19 protein-coding genes are annotated in these 22,257 nt (G+C 73.0%); 8 read left to right on the forward strand and 11 right to left on the reverse strand.

Features of this window, described 5'->3' with window-relative positions:
- Window positions 1–275 precede the first annotated feature (275 nt).
- From ACWCV3_RS20675 to ACWCV3_RS20685, 3 genes are all read left to right on the forward strand, one after another.
- Window positions 276–890 (forward strand): TetR/AcrR family transcriptional regulator, encoded by a 615-nt coding sequence (locus ACWCV3_RS20675; RefSeq protein WP_451225989.1) that lies wholly within the window; start codon window positions 276–278, stop codon window positions 888–890.
- 26 nt (window positions 891–916) lie between these two features.
- Window positions 917–2,590 carry an FAD-binding dehydrogenase gene (locus tag ACWCV3_RS20680; protein ID WP_451225992.1) on the forward strand — a complete coding sequence of 558 codons (1,674 nt, stop codon included), beginning with the start codon at window positions 917–919 and terminating at the stop codon, window positions 2,588–2,590.
- Window positions 2,591–2,745: 155 nt separating this feature from the next.
- Entirely contained in the window at window positions 2,746–4,182 is a 1,437-nt protein-coding gene (locus tag ACWCV3_RS20685; RefSeq protein WP_451225999.1) for a M1 family metallopeptidase, read from the forward strand.
- A gap of 3 nt (window positions 4,183–4,185) precedes the next feature.
- Here ACWCV3_RS20685 and ACWCV3_RS20690 read toward each other — a convergent pair whose 3' ends face one another.
- Window positions 4,186–5,406, reverse strand: a complete 1,221-nt coding sequence (locus ACWCV3_RS20690; RefSeq protein ID WP_451226002.1) for a saccharopine dehydrogenase family protein — start codon at window positions 5,404–5,406, stop codon at window positions 4,186–4,188.
- Between the two features lie 129 nt (window positions 5,407–5,535).
- Between ACWCV3_RS20690 and ACWCV3_RS20695 the strand changes: the two genes are divergently transcribed.
- Window positions 5,536–6,258: a TetR/AcrR family transcriptional regulator gene (locus ACWCV3_RS20695; RefSeq protein ID WP_451226005.1), complete on the forward strand. Its 723-nt coding sequence runs from the start codon at window positions 5,536–5,538 to the stop codon at window positions 6,256–6,258.
- Here the strand turns inward: ACWCV3_RS20695 and ACWCV3_RS20700 are convergent.
- On the reverse strand, window positions 6,224–7,108 hold the full coding sequence (locus ACWCV3_RS20700; RefSeq protein WP_451226007.1) for a LysR family transcriptional regulator ArgP: 885 nt from the start codon (window positions 7,106–7,108) through the stop codon (window positions 6,224–6,226). The two genes, ACWCV3_RS20695 and ACWCV3_RS20700, sit on opposite strands and share 35 nt — an antisense overlap.
- Before the next feature lie 66 nt (window positions 7,109–7,174).
- On the opposite strand from ACWCV3_RS20700, the gene ACWCV3_RS20705 reads away from it, so the two are divergent.
- On the forward strand, window positions 7,175–7,792 hold the full coding sequence (locus ACWCV3_RS20705; RefSeq protein WP_451226010.1) for a LysE/ArgO family amino acid transporter: 618 nt from the start codon (window positions 7,175–7,177) through the stop codon (window positions 7,790–7,792).
- 80 nt (window positions 7,793–7,872) lie between these two features.
- Window positions 7,873–9,174 carry an MFS transporter gene (locus ACWCV3_RS20710; protein WP_451226013.1) on the forward strand — a complete coding sequence of 434 codons (1,302 nt, stop codon included), beginning with the start codon at window positions 7,873–7,875 and terminating at the stop codon, window positions 9,172–9,174.
- Window positions 9,175–9,181: 7 nt separating this feature from the next.
- On the opposite strand, the gene ACWCV3_RS20715 is transcribed toward ACWCV3_RS20710, so the two are convergent.
- Both ACWCV3_RS20715 and ACWCV3_RS20720 read right to left on the reverse strand, forming a co-directional pair.
- Window positions 9,182–9,637: a cyclic nucleotide-binding domain-containing protein gene (locus tag ACWCV3_RS20715; protein ID WP_451226016.1), complete on the reverse strand. Its 456-nt coding sequence runs from the start codon at window positions 9,635–9,637 to the stop codon at window positions 9,182–9,184.
- 260 nt (window positions 9,638–9,897) lie between these two features.
- Window positions 9,898–10,155 (reverse strand): hypothetical protein, encoded by a 258-nt coding sequence (locus ACWCV3_RS20720; protein ID WP_451226019.1) that lies wholly within the window; start codon window positions 10,153–10,155, stop codon window positions 9,898–9,900.
- 149 nt (window positions 10,156–10,304) lie between these two features.
- Here ACWCV3_RS20720 and ACWCV3_RS20725 point away from each other — a divergent pair, with 149 nt between their 5' ends.
- Together ACWCV3_RS20725 and ACWCV3_RS20730 are read left to right on the forward strand one after the other, a co-directional pair.
- Entirely contained in the window at window positions 10,305–10,742 is a 438-nt protein-coding gene (locus tag ACWCV3_RS20725) for an ATP-binding protein (protein ID WP_451226022.1), read from the forward strand.
- Between the two features lie 201 nt (window positions 10,743–10,943).
- The gene (locus ACWCV3_RS20730) at window positions 10,944–11,156 is read left to right on the forward strand and encodes a hypothetical protein (protein WP_451226025.1); all 213 of its coding nucleotides are present in this window, start codon (window positions 10,944–10,946) and stop codon (window positions 11,154–11,156) included.
- A 340-nt stretch (window positions 11,157–11,496) separates the two neighbouring features.
- On the opposite strand, the gene ACWCV3_RS20735 is transcribed toward ACWCV3_RS20730, so the two are convergent.
- From ACWCV3_RS20735 to ACWCV3_RS20765, 7 genes are all read right to left on the reverse strand, one after another.
- Entirely contained in the window at window positions 11,497–13,752 is a 2,256-nt protein-coding gene (locus ACWCV3_RS20735; RefSeq protein ID WP_451226028.1) for an FUSC family protein, read from the reverse strand.
- A 190-nt stretch (window positions 13,753–13,942) separates the two neighbouring features.
- Window positions 13,943–15,337 (reverse strand): NAD(P)/FAD-dependent oxidoreductase, encoded by a 1,395-nt coding sequence (locus ACWCV3_RS20740; protein WP_451226031.1) that lies wholly within the window; start codon window positions 15,335–15,337, stop codon window positions 13,943–13,945.
- A gap of 201 nt (window positions 15,338–15,538) precedes the next feature.
- Window positions 15,539–15,973 carry an ATP-binding protein gene (locus tag ACWCV3_RS20745; RefSeq protein WP_451226034.1) on the reverse strand — a complete coding sequence of 145 codons (435 nt, stop codon included), beginning with the start codon at window positions 15,971–15,973 and terminating at the stop codon, window positions 15,539–15,541.
- 149 nt (window positions 15,974–16,122) lie between these two features.
- Window positions 16,123–18,027, reverse strand: a complete 1,905-nt coding sequence (locus tag ACWCV3_RS20750; RefSeq protein ID WP_451226037.1) for an AMP-dependent synthetase/ligase — start codon at window positions 18,025–18,027, stop codon at window positions 16,123–16,125.
- A 254-nt stretch (window positions 18,028–18,281) separates the two neighbouring features.
- Window positions 18,282–20,489: a 1,4-alpha-glucan branching protein GlgB gene (gene glgB, locus ACWCV3_RS20755; RefSeq protein WP_451226040.1), complete on the reverse strand. Its 2,208-nt coding sequence runs from the start codon at window positions 20,487–20,489 to the stop codon at window positions 18,282–18,284.
- A 3-nt stretch (window positions 20,490–20,492) separates the two neighbouring features.
- Window positions 20,493–21,857: a maltokinase N-terminal cap-like domain-containing protein gene (locus ACWCV3_RS20760; RefSeq protein ID WP_451226043.1), complete on the reverse strand. Its 1,365-nt coding sequence runs from the start codon at window positions 21,855–21,857 to the stop codon at window positions 20,493–20,495.
- 31 nt (window positions 21,858–21,888) lie between these two features.
- Window positions 21,889–22,257 (reverse strand): alpha-glucosidase C-terminal domain-containing protein (locus tag ACWCV3_RS20765; protein ID WP_451226046.1); only part of this gene is annotated, 369 nt, incomplete at its 5' end.

Genomic DNA, 22,257 nt, shown 5'->3' on the forward strand with positions numbered 1-22,257 from the left:
GCGGCGCTCCTTTCCAGCACGGAGCCCCGCATCCTCCGGCCGCACGGCAGACCGCCGCCGGCGAGCGATCCCGGCTCTTCCCTCGGGGGCCGACCGTGCCTCGTCTGATGTCGGGCGGGTCGCTCCCTGCGGCCGGACCCACTGCTTCGAGTAGATCACCGCACTCAGGGCCCGGCAACCGCGCTCGGCGCCACGGCCCGGAGATCCACGCGCGCGGGTCTTTTCATACATGGATGTATCGGATACGTTTCTGTATCGAAAGCGAGGTGCGGGCGATGACGGCCGGGGAGAAGGCGCCGCGGGTGACCAGGCGGCGGGCGCGGACGCGGGCCGAACTGCTCGCCGCCGCCTTCGCGGTGTTCGCGGCCAAGGGCTTCGGGCGGGTCTCCATCGAGGAGGTCTGCGAGGCCGCCGGGTACAGCCGGGGAGCCTTCTACTCCAACTTCGCCACGCTCGACGAGCTGTTCTTCGCCCTGTACCGGGAGCGCGCCGACCTCATCGCCTCCCAGGTCGCCGAGGCGCTCGCCGAGGACGGTCCCGCGCTGGACGTGGCCGCTTCGGTGGACCGGGTCGCCGACGTGCTCCTCCTCGACGTGGACTGGCTGCTGGTCAAGACCGACTTCCTGGTCCACGCCGCCCGCGACCCGGCCGTCGCCGAGACCCTGCTCGCCCACCGGGCCCGGCTCCGCGAGGCCGTCGCGGACCGGCTGCGCCGGGCCGAGGCCACCGCCACGCCGCCCGGCGGAGTGGACGCCGCCGCCCGGGCGGTCGTCGCCGCCTACGACGGCGTCACCGTCCAGCTCCTGCTGGACAAGGACGTGGACGCCGCCCGCGACTGGCTGAAGCACCTGCTCACGCCGCTGCTGTCCGGCAGCGGCGACCCGCGGTGAACCCTGGAAGGAAGGACGAGGACTCCATGGACGCGGACGTCATAGTCGTGGGAGCGGGCCTGGCCGGCCTGGTCGCGGCGCACGAACTCACCAGCCGTGGCCGGAAGGTTGCCCTGCTGGACCAGGAGAACGCCGCCAACCTCGGCGGCCAGGCGTTCTGGTCCTTCGGCGGCCTCTTCCTGGTCGACTCGCCCGAACAGCGCCGCCTCGGCGTCAAGGACTCCCTCGACCTCGCCTGGAACGACTGGCAGGGCAGCGCGGGCTTCGACCGCCTGGACGACGAGGACTCCTGGGCGGTGCGCTGGGCCCGCGCGTACGTCGAGTTCGCGGCGGGGGAGAAGCGGTCCTGGCTGCGCGGCCACGGCATCGAGCTGCTGCCCACCGTCGGCTGGGCCGAGCGCGGCGACCTGCGCGCCGACGGCCACGGCAACTCGGTACCCCGCTTCCACGTCGCCTGGGGCACCGGCACCGGCGTGGTCGAGCCCTTCGTGCGGTACGCCCGGCAGGCCGCGCGGGACGGTCTGCTGACCTTCCACCACCGGCACCGCGTCGACGAACTGCTCATCGACGGCGAGACCGCGCGCGGGGTGCGCGGCACCCTGCTCGCCCCCGACGACTCCCCGCGCGGCGTCGCCTCCAGCCGTGACACGGTGGGCGGGTTCGAGCTGACCGCGCAGGCCGTCGTCCTCACCACCGGCGGTATCGGCGCCAACCACGACATCGTCCGCCGCCACTGGCCCGAGCGGCTCGGCACGCCCCCGGCCGACATGGTCACCGGCGTCCCCGCCCACGTCGACGGCCGCATGCTCGACATCAGCGCGGAGGCCGGCGTGCGCCTGGTCAACCGGGACCGCATGTGGCACTACACCGAGGGCCTCGCCAACTGGGACCCGGTCTGGGCCGGCCACGGCATCCGCGTCCTGCCCGGCCCGTCCTCCGTCTGGCTCGACGCCCGCGGCCGCCGTCTGCCCGACCCCTGCCTGCCCGGCTACGACACGATGAGCACCCTGCGTCATCTGCGCACCACCGAGGACATCGCCGGCCACGACCACTCCTGGTTCGTCCTCACCCGGAAGATCATCGAGAAGGAGTTCGCGCTCTCCGGCTCCGAGCAGAACCCCGACATCACCGCCAAGGACCGTAGGGCCGTGCTCCGCGACCGGGTGCTGGGCAAGGGCGCCCCCGGGCCGGTGCAGGCGTTCCTCGACAAGGGCGAGGACTTCGTCACCGCCGGCACGCTGGAGGAACTGGTCCGCAAGATGAACGCCCTCACCGGCAAGGCTCTGCTCGACCCGGCCGAGGTGCGGCGCCAGATCGAGGCGCGCGACCTCCAGATGGCCAACCCGTACAGCAAGGACTCCCAGGTCCAGGGCATCCGCAACGCCCGCCGCTTCATCGGCGACCGGCTCGGCAGGGTCGCCGCTCCGCACCGCATCCTCGATCCCGAGGCGGGTCCGCTGATCGGCGTCCGGCTGCGCGTGCTGACCCGCAAGACGCTCGGCGGCATCCAGACCGACCTCGACTCCCGCGCCCTCGGCCCGGACGGCAGCCCGGTCGACGGGCTCTACGCGGCCGGTGAGGTGGCCGGTTTCGGCGGGGGAGGAGTGCACGGCTACAACGCCCTGGAGGGCACTTTCCTCGGCGGCTGCCTGTTCTCCGGCCGCGCCGCGGGCAGGGCGGCGGCCCGGCAGACCGGCTGAGGCGGCGGCACCGGGCCCCGGCGTCCTGCTCCGGCAGGGTGCCGAGGGCCCGGGGCGGCCGGCTCCCCGCCGAGGTACCCCGGAGCACAGGACAAGCGGGGGTCCGGCGCCCTAATCTGTGCGGAGCGATCATCGCCGTACCCGAAGGAGCGCACGTGACGTCCTCCCGCCGTCCCGCCGCACGACGCCTCACCGCCCTCCTGCGCCGCGAGACGGTCCTCGCCACGGTGCCCCTCGCGGTCGCCGCACTCCTCGGCGCCTCCGCCCCGCTCGGCTCCGGGACGCACGAGACCGTCGGAGCCGCCGGCGCGGGCGATCCGTACTTCCCGCTGAGCGGCAACGGCGGCTACGACGTACGCCACTACGACCTCACGCTCGGCTACGACACCGCCTCGCGGCACCTCGACGGCACCGCCGTGCTCACGGCCCGCGCCACCCAGCGCCTCAGCCGGTTCGACCTGGATCTGAGCGGCCTCACCGTGACCTCCGTGCGCGTCGGCCGCGACGACGCCCGCTTCACCCGCAAGGGCCAGGAACTCGTCGTCACCCCGAAGAGCACCCTGCGCGAGGGCCAGGAGTTCAAGGTCACCGTCCGCTACAAGGGCCGGCCGAATCCGGTCACCGACCCGGACGGCTCGACCGACGGCTGGATCCCCACCGACGACGGGGCCTTCGTCGCGGGTCAGCCGCAGGGCGCCATGACCTGGTACCCGGCCAACAACCACCCGCTGGACAAGGCCTCCTACGACTTCACCATCACCGTCCCCGAGGGCCGCACCGCCGTGGCCAACGGCGTGCTGCGCGGGCAGCGCACCGAGCACGGCCGCACCACCTTCCGCTGGCACCAGGCCGAGCCGATGGCCGCCTACCTCGCCACCGCCACCGTCGGCACCTTCACGGTCCGGCGCAGCACCCTGCCCGGCGGCGTCCAGCTCTACGACGCCGTCGACCCCCGGGAGGCCCGCGCCGCCGACCCGGTGATGAAGAAGCTGCCCTCGGTGCTGAAGTGGGAGGCGGGACTGTTCGGCCCGTACCCCTACCGCGCGGCCGGCTCGATCGTCGACCACGCCCCGGACGTCGGCTACGCCCTGGAGACCCAGACCCGGCCGGTGTACGACTCCGCGCCCGACCTGGACACGCTCGTCCACGAGAGCGCCCACCAGTGGTTCGGCGACTCCGTCTCGCTGACCAAGTGGCAGGACATCTGGCTCAACGAGGGCTTCGCCAGCTACACCGAATGGCTCTACGAGGAGCAGCACGGCGGCGACAGCGCACAGAAGACCTTCGACGGCCTGTACGCCCGCCCCGCCAAGGACGGCCTGTGGGCCTACCCGCCCGGCGACCCCGGCGACGGCAGCAAGATCTTCGGCGACCCCGTCTACGACCGGGGCGCGATGGCCCTGCACCAGGTGCGCAGGACAGTCGGCGACCGCGCCTTCCTCCGCATCCTGCGCGCCTGGGCCACCCAGCACCGCGACGGCCACGGCACGACCGAGCAGTTCACCCGCCTGGCCGAGAAGGAGTCCGGCAGGAAGATCGCCCCGGTCCTGCACACCTGGCTGTACACCAAGGGAAAGCCGAAGAGCGCCTGACGGTCACTGCTCGCGCATCCCCCACGGGGAGCCGTACGCGGTCAGCAGGTCGAGGAAGGGACGGGCGGGGAAGGCCTCCGGGCCCAGCACGCCCGCGCCCGACCAGGCCCCGGTGGCCAGGAGTTCGAGGGCGACGACCGGATTCACGGCCGTCTGCCAGACCACGGCCTGGGAGCCGTACTCGGCCATCGACCACTCGTTGTCGACCACGTGGTAGAGGTACACCTCGCGCGGCGCCCCGTCCTTGGTGCCCCGCACCCAGGTACCCGCGCAGGTCTTGCCGCGCATCCGGTCGCCCAGCGTCGCCGGGTCGGGCAGCCCGGCGGCCACCACGTCGCGCGGCGAGACCGCGACCGGACCGTCCGGGCCCGGCACGGTCACCGGCGCGGTGCGGTCCAGGCCCAGCTGGTGCAGCGTGCGCAGCGTGTCGGTGAACTCCCGGCCCAGCCCGTACTTGAAGGTGACGCGCCGGGCGTCCGTCCAGCGCGGCATCAACAGCACCTCCTCGTGTTCGACGTTCACGCACTCCACCGGGCCGATGCCCTCGGGGAAGTCGAACACCTCCGGCTCGCTGAACGGCTCGGTGGTGAACCAGCCGCGCCCCTCCTCGTAGACCACGGGCGGGTTCAGGCACTCCTCGATCGTGGTCCAGATGCTGAACGAGGGTGCGAAGTCGTAGCCGTCCACGGTGAGGTCGGCGCCGTCACGGACGCCGATCTCCTCGACGGAGTCGAAGAGCTCGTCCGCCGCGTACCGGGCGAACACGTCCGACAGGCCCGGCTCCACGCCCATGCCGACCAGCGCCAGCGCCCCCGCGCGCTCCCAGTCGGCGGCGAGCGCGAACTGCTCGTCGCCGAGCTTCACCCCGCACTCCTCGTACGGGCGCTCCGGGTGCGGCCGGGACAGCGACATCGCCATGTCGACATAGGTCGCCCCGGCCTCACGGGCGGCCCGGAACAGCGGCATCACGAATCTGGGGTCGGTGGCGTTCAGCAGCACGTCGCAGCCGTGCCGGGCGAGCAGCCCGGCGACCGCCGCCTCGTCGGCCGCGTCGACCCGCTCCGCCCGGAACCTGCCGGCGTCCGCGCCGAGGGCCGCGACGGCCGCCTCCGCGCGGGCGGGGTCGTAGTCGGCCACCACCATCAGGTCGAAGAACGGACGGCGGGCCGCGATCCGGGTGACGGCGGTGCCCACACCACCGGCGCCCACGAGCAGTACACGCATGACGGAAACTCCCTGCCTGACACGGACGGGAAACGAGAACGGGACAGGCGCGCCTTGCCCTGAATCCAACGCCCCGCGCCGCGTTAAGGTCAATGGCGTTGGCATAAGGACCGAAGAGAGGGCCTCGCCGTGCCCAAACCCGTCGTCCCCGAGGAGAAGCGCCGCCGGCGCCGGCCCACCCGCAGCGGCACCGTGCTCTCCGAGGAGCTGATCGTCACCACCGCGCTGCGGCTGCTGCGCGAGCACGGCAGCGCCGGACTCACCGCGCGCCGCCTCGGCCTCGCCCTGGACTGCGATCCCAGCACGCTCTACCGGTACTTCCGGGGCATGGACGACCTCACCCTGGCCATCGGGGACGCCCTCATCGGCCAGGCCCTCGACGGCTGGCGCCGCACCGGCCGCTGGCGTACCGACCTGCGCGCCGTCGGCACCCGCATCCACGCCGCCTACGTCGCCCACCCCCAGGCCGCGCTGCTGACCGTCAGCCGGGTCACCGGCCGCGCCCACGAACTCGCCGCCGACGAGGCCGTGCTCGACGTCCTCGCCCGCGCCGGGTTCGCGCTGCCCGAGGCGGTAGGGGTCTACCACGCCTTCATCGACCAGACCCTCGCCTTCGCCGCCCTGGACGCCGCCACCCTGGCCCTGCCCAGCGCCTCCCAGCGGGCCGACGAGGACCAGTGGCAGTCCACCTACGCCCGCCTGCCCCGCTCCACCCACCCGCGCATCGCCGAGGCCGCCCCGCTGCTCGCCCGCCAGATGGTGCACAGTGCCTATCCGACCGCGCTGGAGATGCTGCTGGACAGCGCGGCCGCCCGGCTCAGCGGCGCAGCGCCCGCGCCGCCGTCGCGCTGACGGCCTCGGCCAGAGCCGCCAGCGCCGGGGAGTCCAGCCGCCACTGCTGCCAGTACAGCGCCACGTCCAGCCACCGCTCCGGCGCCAGCGGCACGACCCGGCCCGCCGCCAGCAGCGGCTGCGCCTGCGACTCGGGGACCATGCCCCAGCCGAGCCCCCGCGCCACCGACTCCGCGAACCCCTCCGAAGTCGGCACGTAGTGCCGCACCGGGCCCGCGCCCGTCCCGCCGAGCCCCCTGGCGAAGGCGTCCTGGAGATCGTCCTTGTCGTCGAACACCATCACCGGCAACGCGCCCAGCGCCCCGGCGAGCGGCCCGGCCGGCAGCCGCGCGGCCAGCTCCGGCGCCGCCACCGGCAGGTACCGCAGCCGCCCCAGCGGACGCACCGAGCAACCGGGCACCGGCTGGGCCGAACCCGTGACGGCCGCCATCACCACGCCCTCGCGCAGCAGCGCCGCCGTATGGTCCTCGTCCTCCCGGCGCAGCTCGAAACTGAGCCCCGGCACCTCGGTGAGCGCGTCCAGGAACCATGTCGACAGCGAGTCGGCGTTCACCGCGACCGACACCCGCGTCGGCTCCCCGGCACCGCTCATCCCCAGCTCGTCCCGCGCGTCCCGCTCCAGCCGGGCGAGCTGACGGGCGTACCGCACCAGGACCGCGCCCGAGTCCGTCGGCCGGACCGGCTTGGTGCGCTGGAGCAGTACCCGGCCGGTGCGCTGCTCCAGTGCCTTCACCCGCTGGCTCACCGCCGACGGCGTCACACACAGCGCCGCCGCGGCCGCGTCGAAGGTGCCCTCGTCCACCACCGTCAGCAGCGTCCGCACCTGGTCCAGGGGAAGCTCGTTCATCATGTCGGCTAATGCTACGTAAGAATCTTCAGCTGTACGCGCGGTGATTCGTTGCCTAACGTCGAACGCATGAACCACGCGCTCACCACCGCGGCCGCGGGCTTCGGCACCGGCCTCTCCCTCATCGTCGCCATCGGCGCCCAGAACGCCTTCGTCCTGCGCCAGGGGGTCCGCCGGCACGCCGTCCTCGCCGTGGTGGGCATCTGCGCGCTCTCCGACGCCGTGCTCATCGCCCTCGGCGTCGCCGGCGTCGGCGCGATCGTGGCGGCTCGGCCGGACGCGGTGCGGGCGGTCGGCATCGTCGGCGGCGTCTTCCTGCTCTGCTACGGAGCTCTCGCCGCCCGGCGCGTGCTGCGCCCCGGCACCGGCGGGCTGAGCACCGAGGGCGAGGCGGCCGGGTCGATCCGGCGCGCGGTGCTGACCTGCCTGGCGATGACCTGGCTGAACCCGCACGTCTACCTGGACACCGTCTTCCTGGTCGGCTCCCTGGCCGCCGACCGGGGCCCGCTGCGCTGGACGTTCGGGCTGGGCGCGGCACTGGCCAGCCTGTGCTGGTTCGCCGCGCTCGGCCTAAGCGCCCGGCTGCTCGGCCGGGTCCTGGCCCGGCCCGCCGCCTGGCGGGTGCTCGACGGCCTGGTCGCCGTCACCATGCTGGGCCTCGGGGCGATGCTGCTGACCGGCGTCTGAGCAAAGGGTTCGGTGTTCGGCGCAGTTGCTGCGATAGTGAGGCCCGAAATCGAAAGATGTATCGAGCAACCAGGACCTCCGTGGACACGAGCGAGAGCAGCACCACCGACGCGGGCACGGCCGGGACGCCCGGAGGGGACCGGCCCGTACGCGGCTGGCGCCGCTGGGCGATGGACACCCGTCCCCTGCGCATCCCGGCCTACCGGCGCCTGTGGTCGTCGACCATCGTCACCGCCGTCGGCAGCCAGCTCACCGCGGTGGCCGTGCCCAAGCAGATCTACGACATCACCCGGTCCTCCGCCTGGGTCGGTTACGCCAGCCTCGCCGGGCTCGTTCCCATGGTGGTCTTCGCGCTGTGGGGCGGGGCCGTCGCGGACACCGTGGACCGGCGCAAGCTGCTGCTGGTGACCAACATCGGCATCGCGGTGACCTCGCTGCTGTTCTGGGCCCAGGCCGTCACCGGCCTCGACTCGGTGCCGGTTCTGATGGTCCTGCTCGCCGCCCAGCAGGCGTTCTTCGGTCTCAACCAGCCCGCCCGCAGCGCCTCCGTCGCCCGGCTGGTCCCGGCGGGGGAACTGCCCGCCGCCAACGCGCTCGGCACCACCGTCATGCAGACCGGCCTGGTCGCCGGACCCCTGCTCGCCGGCGTGCTGATCCCGGTCGTCGGACTGCCCGAGCTCTACCTCATCGACGCCGTCGCGCTGACCTTCACCGTGTGGGCCGTCTTCCGGCTGCCCGCCCTGCCCCCGCTGGGCGGACCCGCGGCGCGCCGGGCCGGGGTACGGGAGATCGCAGCCGGGTTCCGGTACATCGCCGGTCACAAGGTGCTGCTGCTGTCCTTCCTCGCGGACATCGTCGCCATGGTCTTCGGCATGCCCCGCGCCCTCTTCCCGGAGCTGGCCGCGCAGACCTACGGCGGCTGGGGCGCGGGATTCGCGCTCGGCGTGCTCTTCGCCGCCATCCCGGTCGGTTCGGTGCTCGGCGGGCTGTTCTCCGGCGTGTTCTCGCGGGCGCGGCGGCACGGCTGGATGGTCATCGGCTCGGTGGTCGGCTGGGGGCTCGCCGTCGTCGGGTTCGGGCTGAGCGGCAACCTCTGGGTGGCCGTCGCCTTCCTCGCCGCCGGAGGCGTGGCCGACATGGTCTCCATGGTCTTCCGGGGCGCCATCCTGCTCTCCGCCGCGACCGACGAGATGCGCGGCCGGATGCAGGGCGTCTTCACCGTGGTCGTCGCGGGCGGACCCCGCCTCGCCGACGTGCTGCACGGCACCGCCGGGTCCGCCTTCGGCCCCCGCGCCGCCGTCGCGGGCGGTGGCGCGCTGGTGGTCGTCGTCATGCTGGCGCTGGCCGCCGTCATGCCCGCGCTGCGCCGCTACCGGATCTGAACCGGGGCTACAGGGGAGCGATCCGCCGGATCGCGTACTGGTCCATCAGCTTGCCGCGTGTCGTCTCCAGCCGGTGGGCCAGGACCTCGGCCACCGTGCGCACCAGCGACAGCCCGAGCAGCGGGTCCTCCACGCACAGCGCGAGCACGGAGGGCCCGTCGAACTCGTAGGCGCGGACGTTGCTGAAGGCCACCGCCCCGAAGTCCCACTCGTACGGGGGGAAGAGCCAGGACCACCCCAGCAGGTCACCGGCGCCGAGCGTGGCCACGGTGATGTACTGCCGGGCGGTCACCTGCTGGTCCAGGGAGACGGCGCCCGAGCGGATCACCCAGAACCTGTCCGCGACGCCACCCGCCTCGAACACGCGGGTGTCCTCCGGGAAGGAGACCTCCCTGGCCAGTTCCATCAGCCGTTCCCGCTGGGCCTGTGGCAGGGCGGTGAGCAATTTGATGGCTTTGGTCATATGCGGGCTCCTCACCGGCGGCCGTTCGGGTGGTTTCCCTAAGCCCATTGGAGCCGCTGCCGCCGCGCGGGGCACCTCGAAGAACCGGCCGGTCACGGGCCCGCCGTGCCGAGGACAGGGAAAAGCCCTGGCTGGACGGGGGAAACCAGCCAGGGCAGTCAAGGCGGAAGCGCGCGGAACACACGGGTACCGGTCCGAATCGCGCCCCGATATGTATGAACGATAAACCACAGGGCGTCCGACCGGTATGGGTTCCGGTATCACGTGACGTGCCTCACTCCCGGCGCTCCCGTCCCACCGGCGTCCGCCGCATGGCTGCCCGGCGCGATGATCTCCGTCAGCACTCCGGCCACCACCTGGTACGTCAGCGCCCGCTCGGTCGCCTCACGGGCCCGGTCCGGATCGGTGGCCGTCAGGGTCTGCGCCCGCTCCAGCCACACCCGCTCCTCCTCGGCGGCCAGATCCCGGCCCCGCCGGATGCGCCGCAACAGTTCGTCCGCGTCCACGACTTCACTCATGCGGGGTTTCTACCCGCCCTGGACCCGGAAAAGGCACGGCTGTCCCGTGTTTGACATCGCCGCCGGCGGTCAGCCGCAAGAAGAGACCCCGGCCGTCCGGGCGACGCCCACGAGAGACCGGGCACCGCGCAGGGAGGGACGACGACAACATGCGTGACCAGTACGCGACCAGCACCCCGGCCATGCCCCGGCAGAGCCGCAGGACCACGGCGTACCGCCCGGCCGACGCCCGCCGGGACGTACGCCGCGCGGTGACCGAACGCTGTCGCGACCGTGCCCTCACCTGCGCCGACGAGACCCTCGAGGACGCCCTCCTGGTCGCCTCCGAACTGACCACCAACGCCATCCTGCACGGCGGTGGCATCACCCGCTTCGAGGTCGACGTCGACACGCACGGCGTACGGCTCTCGGTGAGCGACCGCAGCGACGAACTTCCGGACTTCACCGCACTGTCCGGCACCGGGGCGGACCGCGTCCGCACCGGCGGCCGGGGCTGGCCCATCGTCAGTCTCCTCGCCCGTGACGTACGGGTCGCCGGACTCCCGCGCGGTGGCAAGCGTGTCACCGCGGTCGTGCCCCTGCGCTGAACACGCCCGCTTCCCGGCCGCGCACCCTCCACCGCAACGCGGAGGACCTGCGCCAGGTGGCCGCGCTCGGCCTGGTCAAGGCCATCGACCGCTTGCGACCCGGAACGCGGCGCCTTCGAGAGAGACGCCGTCCCGAGCATCACCGGCGAGGCCAGACGGCACTTCCGCGACCGCACCCGCGCGCTGCGGGTGCCGCGCCGGGTGCGGAAGCCGCGCAACCGGGTCCGCGCCGCCCGCCGCGGGCTCCGCGAGCGGCCCGGCAGCCGGGTGCCCGGCGTCGCCGGCGTCGCCGGGCACACCGGACTCACCGAGTCGGAGGTCACCACCGGGCCTGAGGCGCTGGACAGCTACAGCAACCTCTTCCTGGACGCCGACCCGGCCGGAGAGGGCGGCGCGCTCACCGACAGCCTGTGAGCCGCCTGCCCGAACGCGACCGGGAAATCCTCTCCATGCGCTTCTTCGAGGACCTCTCGCGGAGCCGCACAGCCACCCGCCTCCCGCAGCGCATCTGCGCCCGGATGCGGGACGAGTGGCCGCGTCGTCCGGCTCGATCTCCAGCAGATGGAGCGCCGCAGCGCCCCGATCGCACCGTCCAGGTGGGCCCGTGCGGCCGCCGCGTCGAACGGCGCCGCCGGCGGGTGCGGTGGGCGACCTCAAGATCGTCGAACGGCTCGCGCGGGACTGGGCAGCTCCTCCCGTGTCCACTCCCGCAGCAGCAGACCGTGCGCCGAGATCACCGCGGTGCCCTCGGCCGTCACTTCCTCGCCGCCTCCACCTGCACCGGGACCCCCAGGGGGCGGGCGAGGCCGGAGGCCGCCTCGTCGAGGCGCTGGAGGTGGCGCAGGACGCGGTCGGTGACCCGCCCCCAGCGGGGAGTTGCCAGGGTGCCTGGCTCCAGCATGGACGCGATGCTCGGCCCGGTCTCCAGCGCGGCCGGGGAGTGCGGGTCACGGACGTGGTCGGCGACCGTCCCGATGTTGTGCACGATCCGGCTGCACACCCCCCGCAGCCGGGGATCGGCCGCGATCGACGGGTTGCTCGGCAGCAGCTCCGCCGTCGCCGCCAGCGCCCGCCCGTGGTACGCGCAGGTCTCCAGCAGCGCCACCACGTACCGCGCGGTGTCCCTGCGGGAGCGCAGCGGGGTGACCGGGTGGGTCAGCGGCTTGGTCGCGGTGTGCAGATCCGCCAGCGCCTGGTCCAGCTCACGGGCCTGTTCCACCAGGTCCGTGTGCGGACGCCCGCTGAGCTGGTCCACGGCCGCCCGGGTCAGCTCGGCCAGCTTGTCCAGCACCTTTGCCAGCAGCTCGTCGGTGCGCCGGTCGGTGCGCACCGGCAGCACGACCGCCGCCGTGACCACCCCGCAGGCCGCGCCCAGCGCCGTCTCCTCCACCCGCAGCACCAGCACGGACATGCTGTACGTGTTCAGCAGGGTGTAGAGCAGCCCCAGCGCCGCCGTCACGAAGAACGACATCAGCGTGTACGACAGCGGAGCGGTGTAGAACATGGCGAACACGCAGACCAGTACCAGCGCGAACGCCGTCCACGTGTGGTGTCCCACCGCACCGGCCAGCCCGATACCGGCGACCACCCCGAGGACCGTGCCCAGCAGCCGCCGGCCGCCCTTCACCAGGATCTCCCCGGTGGAGGTGGTGTTGATGAACACGATCCAGCAGGTCAGCACCGCCCAGTACCAGCGCTGGTGGGACAGCAGCTCACCGCCCACGATGGCCAGTGACGCCCCCACCGCCACCTGGATCGCCGCCCGCGTCGTGGGACGCCGGAGCCCGGTCTCCTCGGGCTTGTCCGCTTCGGGCTCCTCGCTGATCTCGATCGCCGCGTCCTCGGCGTCCAGCTCCTCACGGGACCGGCTGGTCGCCGGGCTGTCGTCGGACTCGTCCTGCGGGCCGTCCAGCGCGGTCCGCAGACCCAGCACCGCGCGCGCCGCCTCACCGATGCCGCGGAACACGTCCTGCACGGCCGGGGAAGCCTCGGGAAGGTCGTCCTCCTCGCGGTAGCCGAGCAGCCGGTTGCGCACATGGGCCAGAGCCGTCCCCGACGTCTCGCCCACCGGGCGCAGCACCAGCAGCCGCAGCGCCCGCAGGTCCCGGCGCATCGTCGCCGTCGCGGGATCCCGCACCGGCAGCATCCGGCCGGACGGCACCGCCGCGCCCGGCAGATGCAGGGTGAGGGTGTCGGTCCGTTCGGCGCTGCGCGCGGTGAGCAGCATCAGGCCGAGGCGCTCGGCGGCGATCTCGGCGTCCGCGACACGCCGCTGCACCAGCCGGGCCATCGCCTCGTCGGACGCACCGCTCTCCAGCCGGCCCTGGATCATCAGCGCCGTCTCGTGCAGCCGGGCCGTGCCGGTACGCAGGTCGTCCACGACCTTGTCCACGTCGTCCGGCCCGGCGTCCAGCAGCTCGATCTGCGTGCCGAGCAACTGCCCCAGCCGGGCACGGAAGGCCCGCCGCAGCCGGTCCAGCGTGCCCGCCTCGGTCTGCGGCATCAGCACGAACCGCGCGAACGCGGCGCACCCGACCGCCACCGTGATCACGACGTACAGCGAGGGCAGCATCGCCGGCGTCGCCCCTACGAACAGTGACAGGAAGTAGACCTGGAAGCCGATCAGCCCGAGCCCGGTGGCCCGGTCGCCGAACCGGCGCCCGTAGACGGCCGCGAAGATGATCAGGAGGAAGGAGAGGTCGCTGACCAGCGGCCAGCGGTTCAGCACCGCCCCCGCAGACACCGAGGCCAGCGCCACGGGCAGGGCCAGCGCCACCGTGAGGGCCTGCTTGCCGCGGTCCGTCTCCCGCACGGCGAAGGTCGCCGCCATGGCCGCCATCGCGCCCGCGACCAGGTGGGGGACCGGGAAGTGCAGCGAGGCCAGCAGGATCAGGGTGAGGGCGATCGCGGCCACTGTGCGCAGCCCCGCGATCAGCCGCAGCAGTCCCGGATCGGACGCGGCGAGCCGGTCCCACAGCCGTACCAGAAGCGCCCGTCCCCTTGCCTTCACGCCGCCGCGCTCTCTCTCCCGTGCCGGACCATGATCTACGACCCAGGATGTCACGAGGCCCCGCCCAGCTCGCCCCCGGCCGGGGGACACGGGCCCGGCCCGCCCGCGCCCCGTGCGAACGGCCCCGAGCCGCCGGAGGCCGCCTTCCCCACGACGGGACGGCGGCCTCCGGTACCCCGGCTCACCCGGTTCAGCCCCCGGTCACCTTCCCCCGCGCCCTGCCCTCCGCCTCGGCCTTCCCCACCTCTTCACGGATCTGGTCCGGCGTCAGATAGGAGTCCGTGTACTCGAAGTCCTTGAGCTGGGCGGGCTTGCGGGCCTGGAAGCCCGTACGGACGAAGTCGTCGCCGGCGACGGCGTTCAGCAGCCAGTTCACCATCACCCGCGCCTTGGCGACCCCGGTGCGCAGCGCGGACCAGTGGTAGCCGCGCGCCACGACCTGGGCGAGGATGCCGTGCAGCTCGATGCCGAGCGGCCGGGACACCGCGTCCTTGCCGCCGAGATCCACCACGAGACCGAGATCCTTGTGGACGTACGGCTCCAGCGGCTCGCCGCGCAGCGAGTGGATGATGTTGTCCGCCACCTTGGGGCCCTGCCGCATGGCGTGCTGCGCGGTGGGCGGGCAGATGGCGTCCTTCTCGCCCTTGGCGAGGTCCGGCACGGCCGCCGCGTCGCCGAGCGCGAACACCCCGTCGTGCCCCGGCACGGTCATCTCCGGGGTCACCGCGAGCCGGCCGCGCACCGTCTCGGCCTCCATCGTGCCGATCAGCGGGCTCGCGACCACACCGGCCGTCCAGATCAGGGTGTGCGACGGGATCACCCGGCCGTCGGTGAAGGTGACCTCGTCCTCGGTCACCTTGGCGACCGACACCCCGAGGGAGACGTCGATGCCCCGGTCGCGCAGGATCTTCAGCGCCTGCTTGCCGAGCCGGTCGCCCAGCTCCGGCATCAGCTTGGGCGCGATGTCGATCAGGTGCCAGCGGATCAGGCCCGGGTCCAGCCGCGGATAGCGGCGGACCGCCGCGTGCGTGAGACGCTGCAGGCAGGCCGCCGTCTCCGTGCCCGCGTATCCGCCGCCGACCACCACGAACTGCAGCCGCGCCGCCCGCTCCTCGGGGTCGTCGCTGGCGTCCGCGAGGTCGAGCTGCGAGATGACGTGGTCACGGATGTAGGCCGCCTCCGCGAGCGTCTTCATCCCGAAGGCGTGCTCGGCGAGGCCGGGGATGTCGAAGGTGCGGGTCACGCTGCCCGGGGCCAGCACCAGGTAGTCGTAGGGTTCGTTGACGATCTCGTCGGTGATGGTGCGGATGACGCACACCTTCGCCGCCAGGTCCACCCCGATCGCCCCGCCCGGGATGATCCGGGTGCGGTACTTCTTGCTGCGGCGCAGCGAGACGGCGATCGACTGCGGCGTCAGCACGCCGGAGGCGACCTGGGGCAGCAGCGGAAGGTAGAGCTGGTAGGAGAACGGCGTCACCAGGGCGACGTCCGCCTCGTCGGGGCCGAGTTTGCGCTCCAGCCGGCGGACGCACTCGACTCCGGCGAAGCCTGCGCCGATCACCAGAATCCTGGGTCGTCGTGTCACGGTGTTGTTCCCTTCTGCGGCTCCCGTCGGTCCGGATGGACGCCGTTCGCATGCCCGGGACCACTGCCACCACACCCCGATCCCACCGCGCCCGGAGCCGTTCCGCCAGTCGGAGGCGCCCGGCGGCAACGCGCGGGCGGCGGCCCGCGCCTCCACGCACCGGAGTAACCCGATTCCGCGCCGGTACACCTCCTGGCGCCCTCACCAGGGCAGGAAGGCGTGGATGTCCTTGCCGTCCCCGACCACCACCACGCTGACCTGGTCGCACAGGGTGTGCACCAGATGCCAGCCGATCCCCCCGCCTCCCGAACTCGGCCTGAACGGGCGTGGCTCGGGCACCACCGTGCTGGTGTCGTGCATGATGACGTGCACCCCGTCGAAGGTGCGCCGCATCCGCAGAGCGAACGGGCCCGGCGCGAACTGGATCGCGTTGGCCGCCAGCTCCGTCACCACCAGCAGGATGTCGTCCCAGTACTCCGGCGCACTGGGCGGCGCGTCCCGGGCGAGCCCGCGCAGGAATTCCTCCGCCGCCAGCCGTGCGCCCGTCACGTTCGGAAGTTCACCGGGAAAGCTGTAGGCACGCTCGTGCGCCCTCTTGGAGGGGGGCGTGCCGTCCCAACGCCGCTCTGTCGCCATCTCGCATTCCCCGGCCCGGTCTCCCGGAGCGGGCCCGGGAGTACGGGCCCGCGGTCCGGGGCGGTCATCGTCGCTGGTCAGTTCACCAGGGCGGGTTCCCAGCGCGCCGCGGATTACGCGTGGCCGCGCCACCCGACGGGCGGGAGGGGTCAGCGGAACACGTCGTCGGCCTCGTCCCAGTCCGCCGGTTCCGGGGTCCGTCCGCCCCGCGCGGCACGTGAACGCGCCTTGTACATCGCGTCGATCTCGGCCGCGTAGTGCCGCGCGATGACGTCCCGGCGCAGCTTCAGCGACGGCGTCAGAAGGCCGTTGTCCGGGGCGAACGGCTCCTGCACGACCCGGTAGACCCGGATGGACTCGGCGCGCGACACCATACTGTTGGCCGACGCGACGGCACGTGCCAGCTCCTCGCGCAGCGCGCTCTCCTCCCGGCTCTCCCGCCCCCCGAAGTCGCCCTGCAGCGCCAGGGCGGTCCGCCAGTGCGAGAGGTACTCCGGGTCCAGCGTGATCAGCGCGCCCATGCAGGGCCGGTCCTCGCCGACGACCACCGCCTGATGGATCAGCGGGTGCATCCGCAGCCGCTGCTCCAGCGGGGCGGGCGCCACGCTCTTGCCGCTGGAGGTGACGATGAGGTCCTTCTTGCGGCCGGTGATGGTCAGATACCCCTCCCGGTCCAGCCGCCCGATGTCCCCCGTCGACAGCCAGCCCCCGCGCAGCACGCTCCGGGTACGCGCCTCGTCGCCGATGTAGCCCTGGAACACCGACGGGCCGTGCACCAGGATCTCCCCGTCCCCGGCCACCCGGACCTCGGTGCCCGGCAGCGGCACGCCCACCGTGCCCGACTTCTCCCGGCCCAGCGGCTGCATGGTGATCCCGCCCGAGGTCTCCGTCAGCCCGTACCCGTCGTGGATGTACAGCCCGATGCCCTCGAAGAACAGCGACAGTTCGCGGCTCAGCGAGGACCCGCCCGAGGTGCCCCGCCGGGCCCGCCCGCCGAGCGCGGAGCGCAGCCTGCGGTACACCGTCCGCTCGTACAGGGCGTGCTGGAGCCGCAGATCCAGGCCGGGACCGGTGCCGACGCCCAGCCGGGCGCGTTCCTCGGCCTCCGCGAAGTCCCGCGCGGTCTGCGCCGCACGTTCGAACAGCGCGCCCCGGCCCGCCTGGTGAGCCGTCCTCAGGAACGTCTTGTACAGCTTCTCGAACACCGACGGCACTCCGTAGAGATACGTGGGCCGGAAGGTGCTCAGCGCCGAGGCGAGCGCCTCCTCGGACATCTCCGGCTCGTGCGCCATCAGGATGCCGCCGCGCAGGCACATCGTCTGGACCATGATCCCGTACACGTGCGAGAACGGCAGGAACGCCAGCACCGAGGGCTGTTCGCCCGGCTGCGCCGCCGTGTGGCCCCAGCCGGCCAGCAGGACGTCGCACGGGTAGGCGAGACCGCGGTGGCTCAGCGCGCAGCCCATCGGGCGGCCGGTGGCGCCGGAGGTGTAGGTGACGGCAGCGGTGGAGTCCGGCAGCACGATCCGGCGCAGCGACTCCACGGTGGCCAGCGGGATCCTCGCGCCCCGCTCGGCGAGCTCGGGCAGCGCGCCCGCGTCCAGTTGCCAGACGTGCCTGAGCCGGGGGAGCGCCGCGCACACCGTGCCGACGGTCATCACGCCCAGCTCGTCCTCCACCGCGACGGCCACACAGCCGGCGTCCCGCAGAATCCACTCCACCTGGTCCCGCGAGGACATCGGATGGATCGGGACGAGCTCCGCGCCCACCGTCCACAGCGCGTGCGCCAGCGCCGTCCACTCGTAGCGGTTGCGGGCCATCACAGCGACCCGGTGGCCCGGCGAGATCCCGGCGGCCACCAGTCCCTTGGCCAGCCCGAGCACCTCGTCCCTGAGACGGCCGGCCGTGATGGTCTCCCAGTCGCCGGAGGCTCCCCGCGCGTGCCGGGCGAGCAGCGGGAGTCCGGGGTTCTCCCCGGCTCTGTCGAAGACGGTGTCGGCGAGCCCGCCGGTGAGCGGCGGGAACACTGCCGGAGCGGAGGCGACGTCGCGCATGCGCTGCTCCTGGAAGTACGGAGGGTGACACCGCCGATCGGCTCTGTGTCGGCGGTGCACGAATGTAGCGCGGCGGAGCGGATTCGGTGCCGGGAAGGAGAAAGTCGTGATCCCCCGATGACCTGCGGGCGTCCGGAGGGTCCGGGGTGCCGCCGATCCGTGCGGGTATCGGCGCGGCCGCCCGGGCGCGCCAGGAGGGGCGGCCGGGGGGTCGTCCCCCGGCCGCCCCTCGCCGGACGCCGGCCGCGGCGGGCTCAGCGGGCGGGCGTGAGCCAGACCGTGGCGAGCGGCGGCAGCGTCAGGCGCAGCCGGCCGTCCTGCGGGCAGAGCTTGCCCCCGTCACCCACCTGGACACCGCTGCCGCCGTAGCGCGCCGCGTCGGTGTTGAGCGACTCCTGCCAGGCGGATACCTGCTCGGGCGCCCAGAGCCGGTAGTCCTCCCGCACCACGGGCGAGAAGTTGGAAACGGCCAGCAGGGGAGTGCCGTCCTCGGCGTACCGGACGAAGGCGAAGACGTTGTCGTCGGCCGCGTCGCACACCGACCACTGGAAGCCGCCGGGATCGGTGTCCCGCTGCCACAGCGCCGGGGCGTCCCGGTACACCGTGTTCAGGTCCCGCACCAGGTCCCGCATGCCGCGGTGGTCGGCCGCCGAGTGGTAGTCGTCCGCCAGCAGCCACCATTCGGGCCCGTGCTTCTCCGACCACTCGGCTCCTTGCGCGAACTCCTGTCCCATGAAGAGGAGCTGCTTGCCGGGGTGGGCCCACATGAAACCCAGGTACGCCCGGTGGTTCGCACGCCGCTGCCACCAGTCGCCGGGCATCTTCGACACCAGCGCCTGCTTGCCGTGCACGACCTCGTCGTGCGAGATGGGCAGCACGTAGTTCTCGCTGTACGCGTACACCATCGAGAACGTCATGTCGTGGTGGTGGTACTTGCGGTGCACCGGCTCCTTCTGCACGTACTCCAGCGAGTCGTGCATCCAGCCCATGTTCCACTTCAGCCCGAAGCCGAGACCGCCGCTGTCGGTCGGCCGGGTCACGCCCTCCCACGCCGTCGACTCCTCGGCGATGGTCACCACACCCGGGCAGCGCCGGTACACGGTCGCGTTCATCTCCTGGAGGAAGGCCACCGCGTCGAGGTCCTCGCGCCCGCCGAAGACGTTCGGCGCCCACTGCCCGGAGTCCCGCGAGTAGTCGAGGTAGAGCATCGAGGCGACCGCGTCCACGCGGAGCCCGTCGATGTGGAACTCCTCGCACCAGTACACCGCGTTGGCGACCAGGAAGTTGCGCACCTCGGTCCGGCCGAAGTCGAACTCGTACGTGCCCCAGTCCGGGTGCTCCGCGCGCCGGGAGTCCCCGGGCTCGTACAGCGGGTCCCCGTCGAACCTGGCCAGCGCCCAGTCGTCCTTGGGGAAGTGGGCGGGCACCCAGTCCATGATCACGCCGATGCCCGCCCGGTGCAGCGCGTCCACCAGGAACTTGAAGTCGTCCGGCGACCCCAGACGCGGGGTGGGCGCGTAGTAAGAGGTGACCTGGTAGCCCCACGAGCCGCTGAACGGGTGCCCGGCCACCGGCATCAGCTCCACGTGCGTGAAGCCCAGGTCCCTGACGTAGGCGGGCAGTTCCTCCGCCAGCTCGCGATATGTCAGACCCGGCCGCCAGGACGGCAGATGCACCTCGTACACCGACATCGGCGCCCGGTGCACGGGGGTGTCGCCCCGGTGCGCCATCCACTCGGCGTCCTCCCACGCGTAACGGGAGGAGGTGACGACGGAGGCGGTGTCCGGCGGAACCTCGGTGAGCCGGGCCATCGGGTCCGCCTTCAGGAACCGGTGCCCGTACCGCGAGGTGATCTCGAACTTGTACCTGGCGCCCTCCCCGATCCCCGGCAGGAACACCTCCCACACCCCGGCCGCGCCCAGCGAGCGCATCGGGTACTGCGTGCCGTCCCAGAAGGTGAACTCCCCGGCCAGCCGCACCCCCTGGGCGTTCGGCGCCCAGACGGTGAACCGGGTGCCCCCGACCCCCTCGTGGGTCATCGGCTCGGCACCCAGCGCCTTCCACAGCTCCTCGTGCCGGCCCTCGCGGATCAGGTGCAGATCCAGCTCACCGAGCGCGGGCGCGAAACGGTACGGGTCGTGCACCGTCCGCTCGCCGTCCTCGTAGGCCACCACCAGCTCGTAGGCGGGGATCTCCGGGTACGGCAGGACGGCCGAGAAGAGACCGTCGCCCTCCGGGGCCAGGGTCGAGCGCACCCCGTCGGCCAGGACGCTCACCTCCAGCGCGTTCGGGCGCAGGGTCCGGAACAGCACGCCGCCCGGTACCGGGTGGGCGCCCAGCAGGGAGTGCGGGTCGTGATGCGCGCCGCCGAGCAGACGGTCGCGCTCCTCGCCCCTCAGGGCGGTGCCCGACGTGCGGACGGGGCCCGAGGTCTCGGGCAGCGAAGTGTCGCGCAGTGCCATGGTTCAGCCTCTCCACTCGGCGAGCCGCTCGATGGCCGCCATCGGGACCGGAAGCCAGTCCGGCCGGTGTCTCGCCTCGTACAGCACCTCGTACACCGCCCTGTCCGTCTCGTGCGCGCGCAGCAGCGCGTGCTCCTTGCGTGGATCCCAGCCGGCGCGGGCCGCGTAGCCCGCGCAGAACGCCTCCCGGCAGCGGCTCGCCCACTCGGGCCGCCAGGGGCGGCGCTGCCGGGCCGCGTAGTCGAAGGAGCGCAGCATCCCGGCGATGTCACGCACCGGGGACTGCGCGGTCCGCCGCTCGGCGAGCGGACGGGAGGGCTCGCCCTCGAAGTCGATGACGAACCAGTCGGACCCGGCGCGCAGCACCTGTCCCAGATGCAGATCGCCGTGCACCCGCTGGGCCGCCGGACCCGATTCGCGGGCGGCCAGCGCCCCGAACGCGGCCCTGAGGCCCGGCACATAGGGCCGCAGTCCCGGTACCGCGCGTGCCGCCGCGTCCAGCCGACCGCACATCGCGTCGGCCGTGACAACGTTTTCGTCCCCTCCGCCCGCCGGGAACGCTCCGGCCAGCGCGAGGTGCACCTCGGCCATGGCGCCGCCCAGCTCGCTCGCCTCGGCGGTGAAGTCGTCACCCCGGGCGAGCGCGCCCAGTGCCAGCTCCCAGCCGTCGACCGCGTCCGGCAGGAACGGCTGGAGCACGCCCAGCGTGGCCGGGCGCGGCGCGGTGGTGCAGAACCAGGCGACCGGCGCGGGCACCCGCGCGCATCCTTGCGCGGCCAGAGCCTGCGGCACCTCCAGATCCGGGTTGACGCCCGGCTGGATACGGCGGAACAGCTTCAGGATGTACGCGTCTCCGTACACGATGGACGTGTTGGACTGCTCACTGGTCAGCAGCCGGGGCGCGAGACCGCCGGGCACCCGGGCGGCCTCGTCCACCTCGAAGCGCAGCGGCCCCGCCCTGCCGGGCTGCCGCAGCCGCTCCAGCAGCAGGTGCGCGCAGCGCGGGTCGTGCAGCGCGTCGTACACGGCGAACCCGGCCAGCGGACCCTGCTCGGCGCGCCCGATGCAGGCGCCGTCCAGGCTCGGCGCCGGCCGCTCGCGCAGGCCGAGCAGCAGCTGGTAGCAGTCGCCGGGCGGGTGAGCGCCGCCGGGCGTGGGCACGGGTGCGTGCGAGGCGTTCACCAGCAGGTGCAGGCAGCCCGGGAACAGCTCGGTGACGGACAGCACCGACAGGTCGGTGGCCGGGCGGTCCTTGCCCGCGAACCAGCGCTGCCGCGGCAGCCAATCGCGCAGCAGGCCGCCGAGCGAGGCCAGGAGCCCGTCGGTACCGGTCGCCGCCGGGGGGCTGAGGGTGATGGTCTTCGGCATGATGACGCGTCCTTTCCTCGGCGCCGGGCGCTCAGCGGCGGCGGCCGATGCGGGATGCGGGTCGGGTGAGCCGGAACCAGTAGAAGCCGTGGCCCGCCAGCGTCAGCAGGTACGGCAGTTCGCCGACGGCCGGGAACTTCACCCCGCCGATCAGCTCCACCGGGTGCCGCCCGTCGAAGGCTCGCAGGTCGAGCTCGGTCGGCTGCGCGAACCGGGAGAAGTTGTGCACGCACAGCACCAGGTCGTCGCCGTACTCGCGCAGGAAGGCCAGCACCGCCGGGTTGGACGAGGGGAGTTCGGTGTATGAGCCGAGTCCGAAGGCGGGGTTCTGCTTGCGGATCTCGATCATGCGGCGGGTCCAGTGCAGCAGGCTGGACGGCGAGGACATGGAGGCTTCGAC

This window comes from Streptomyces sp. NPDC001781 (assembly GCF_053596035.1).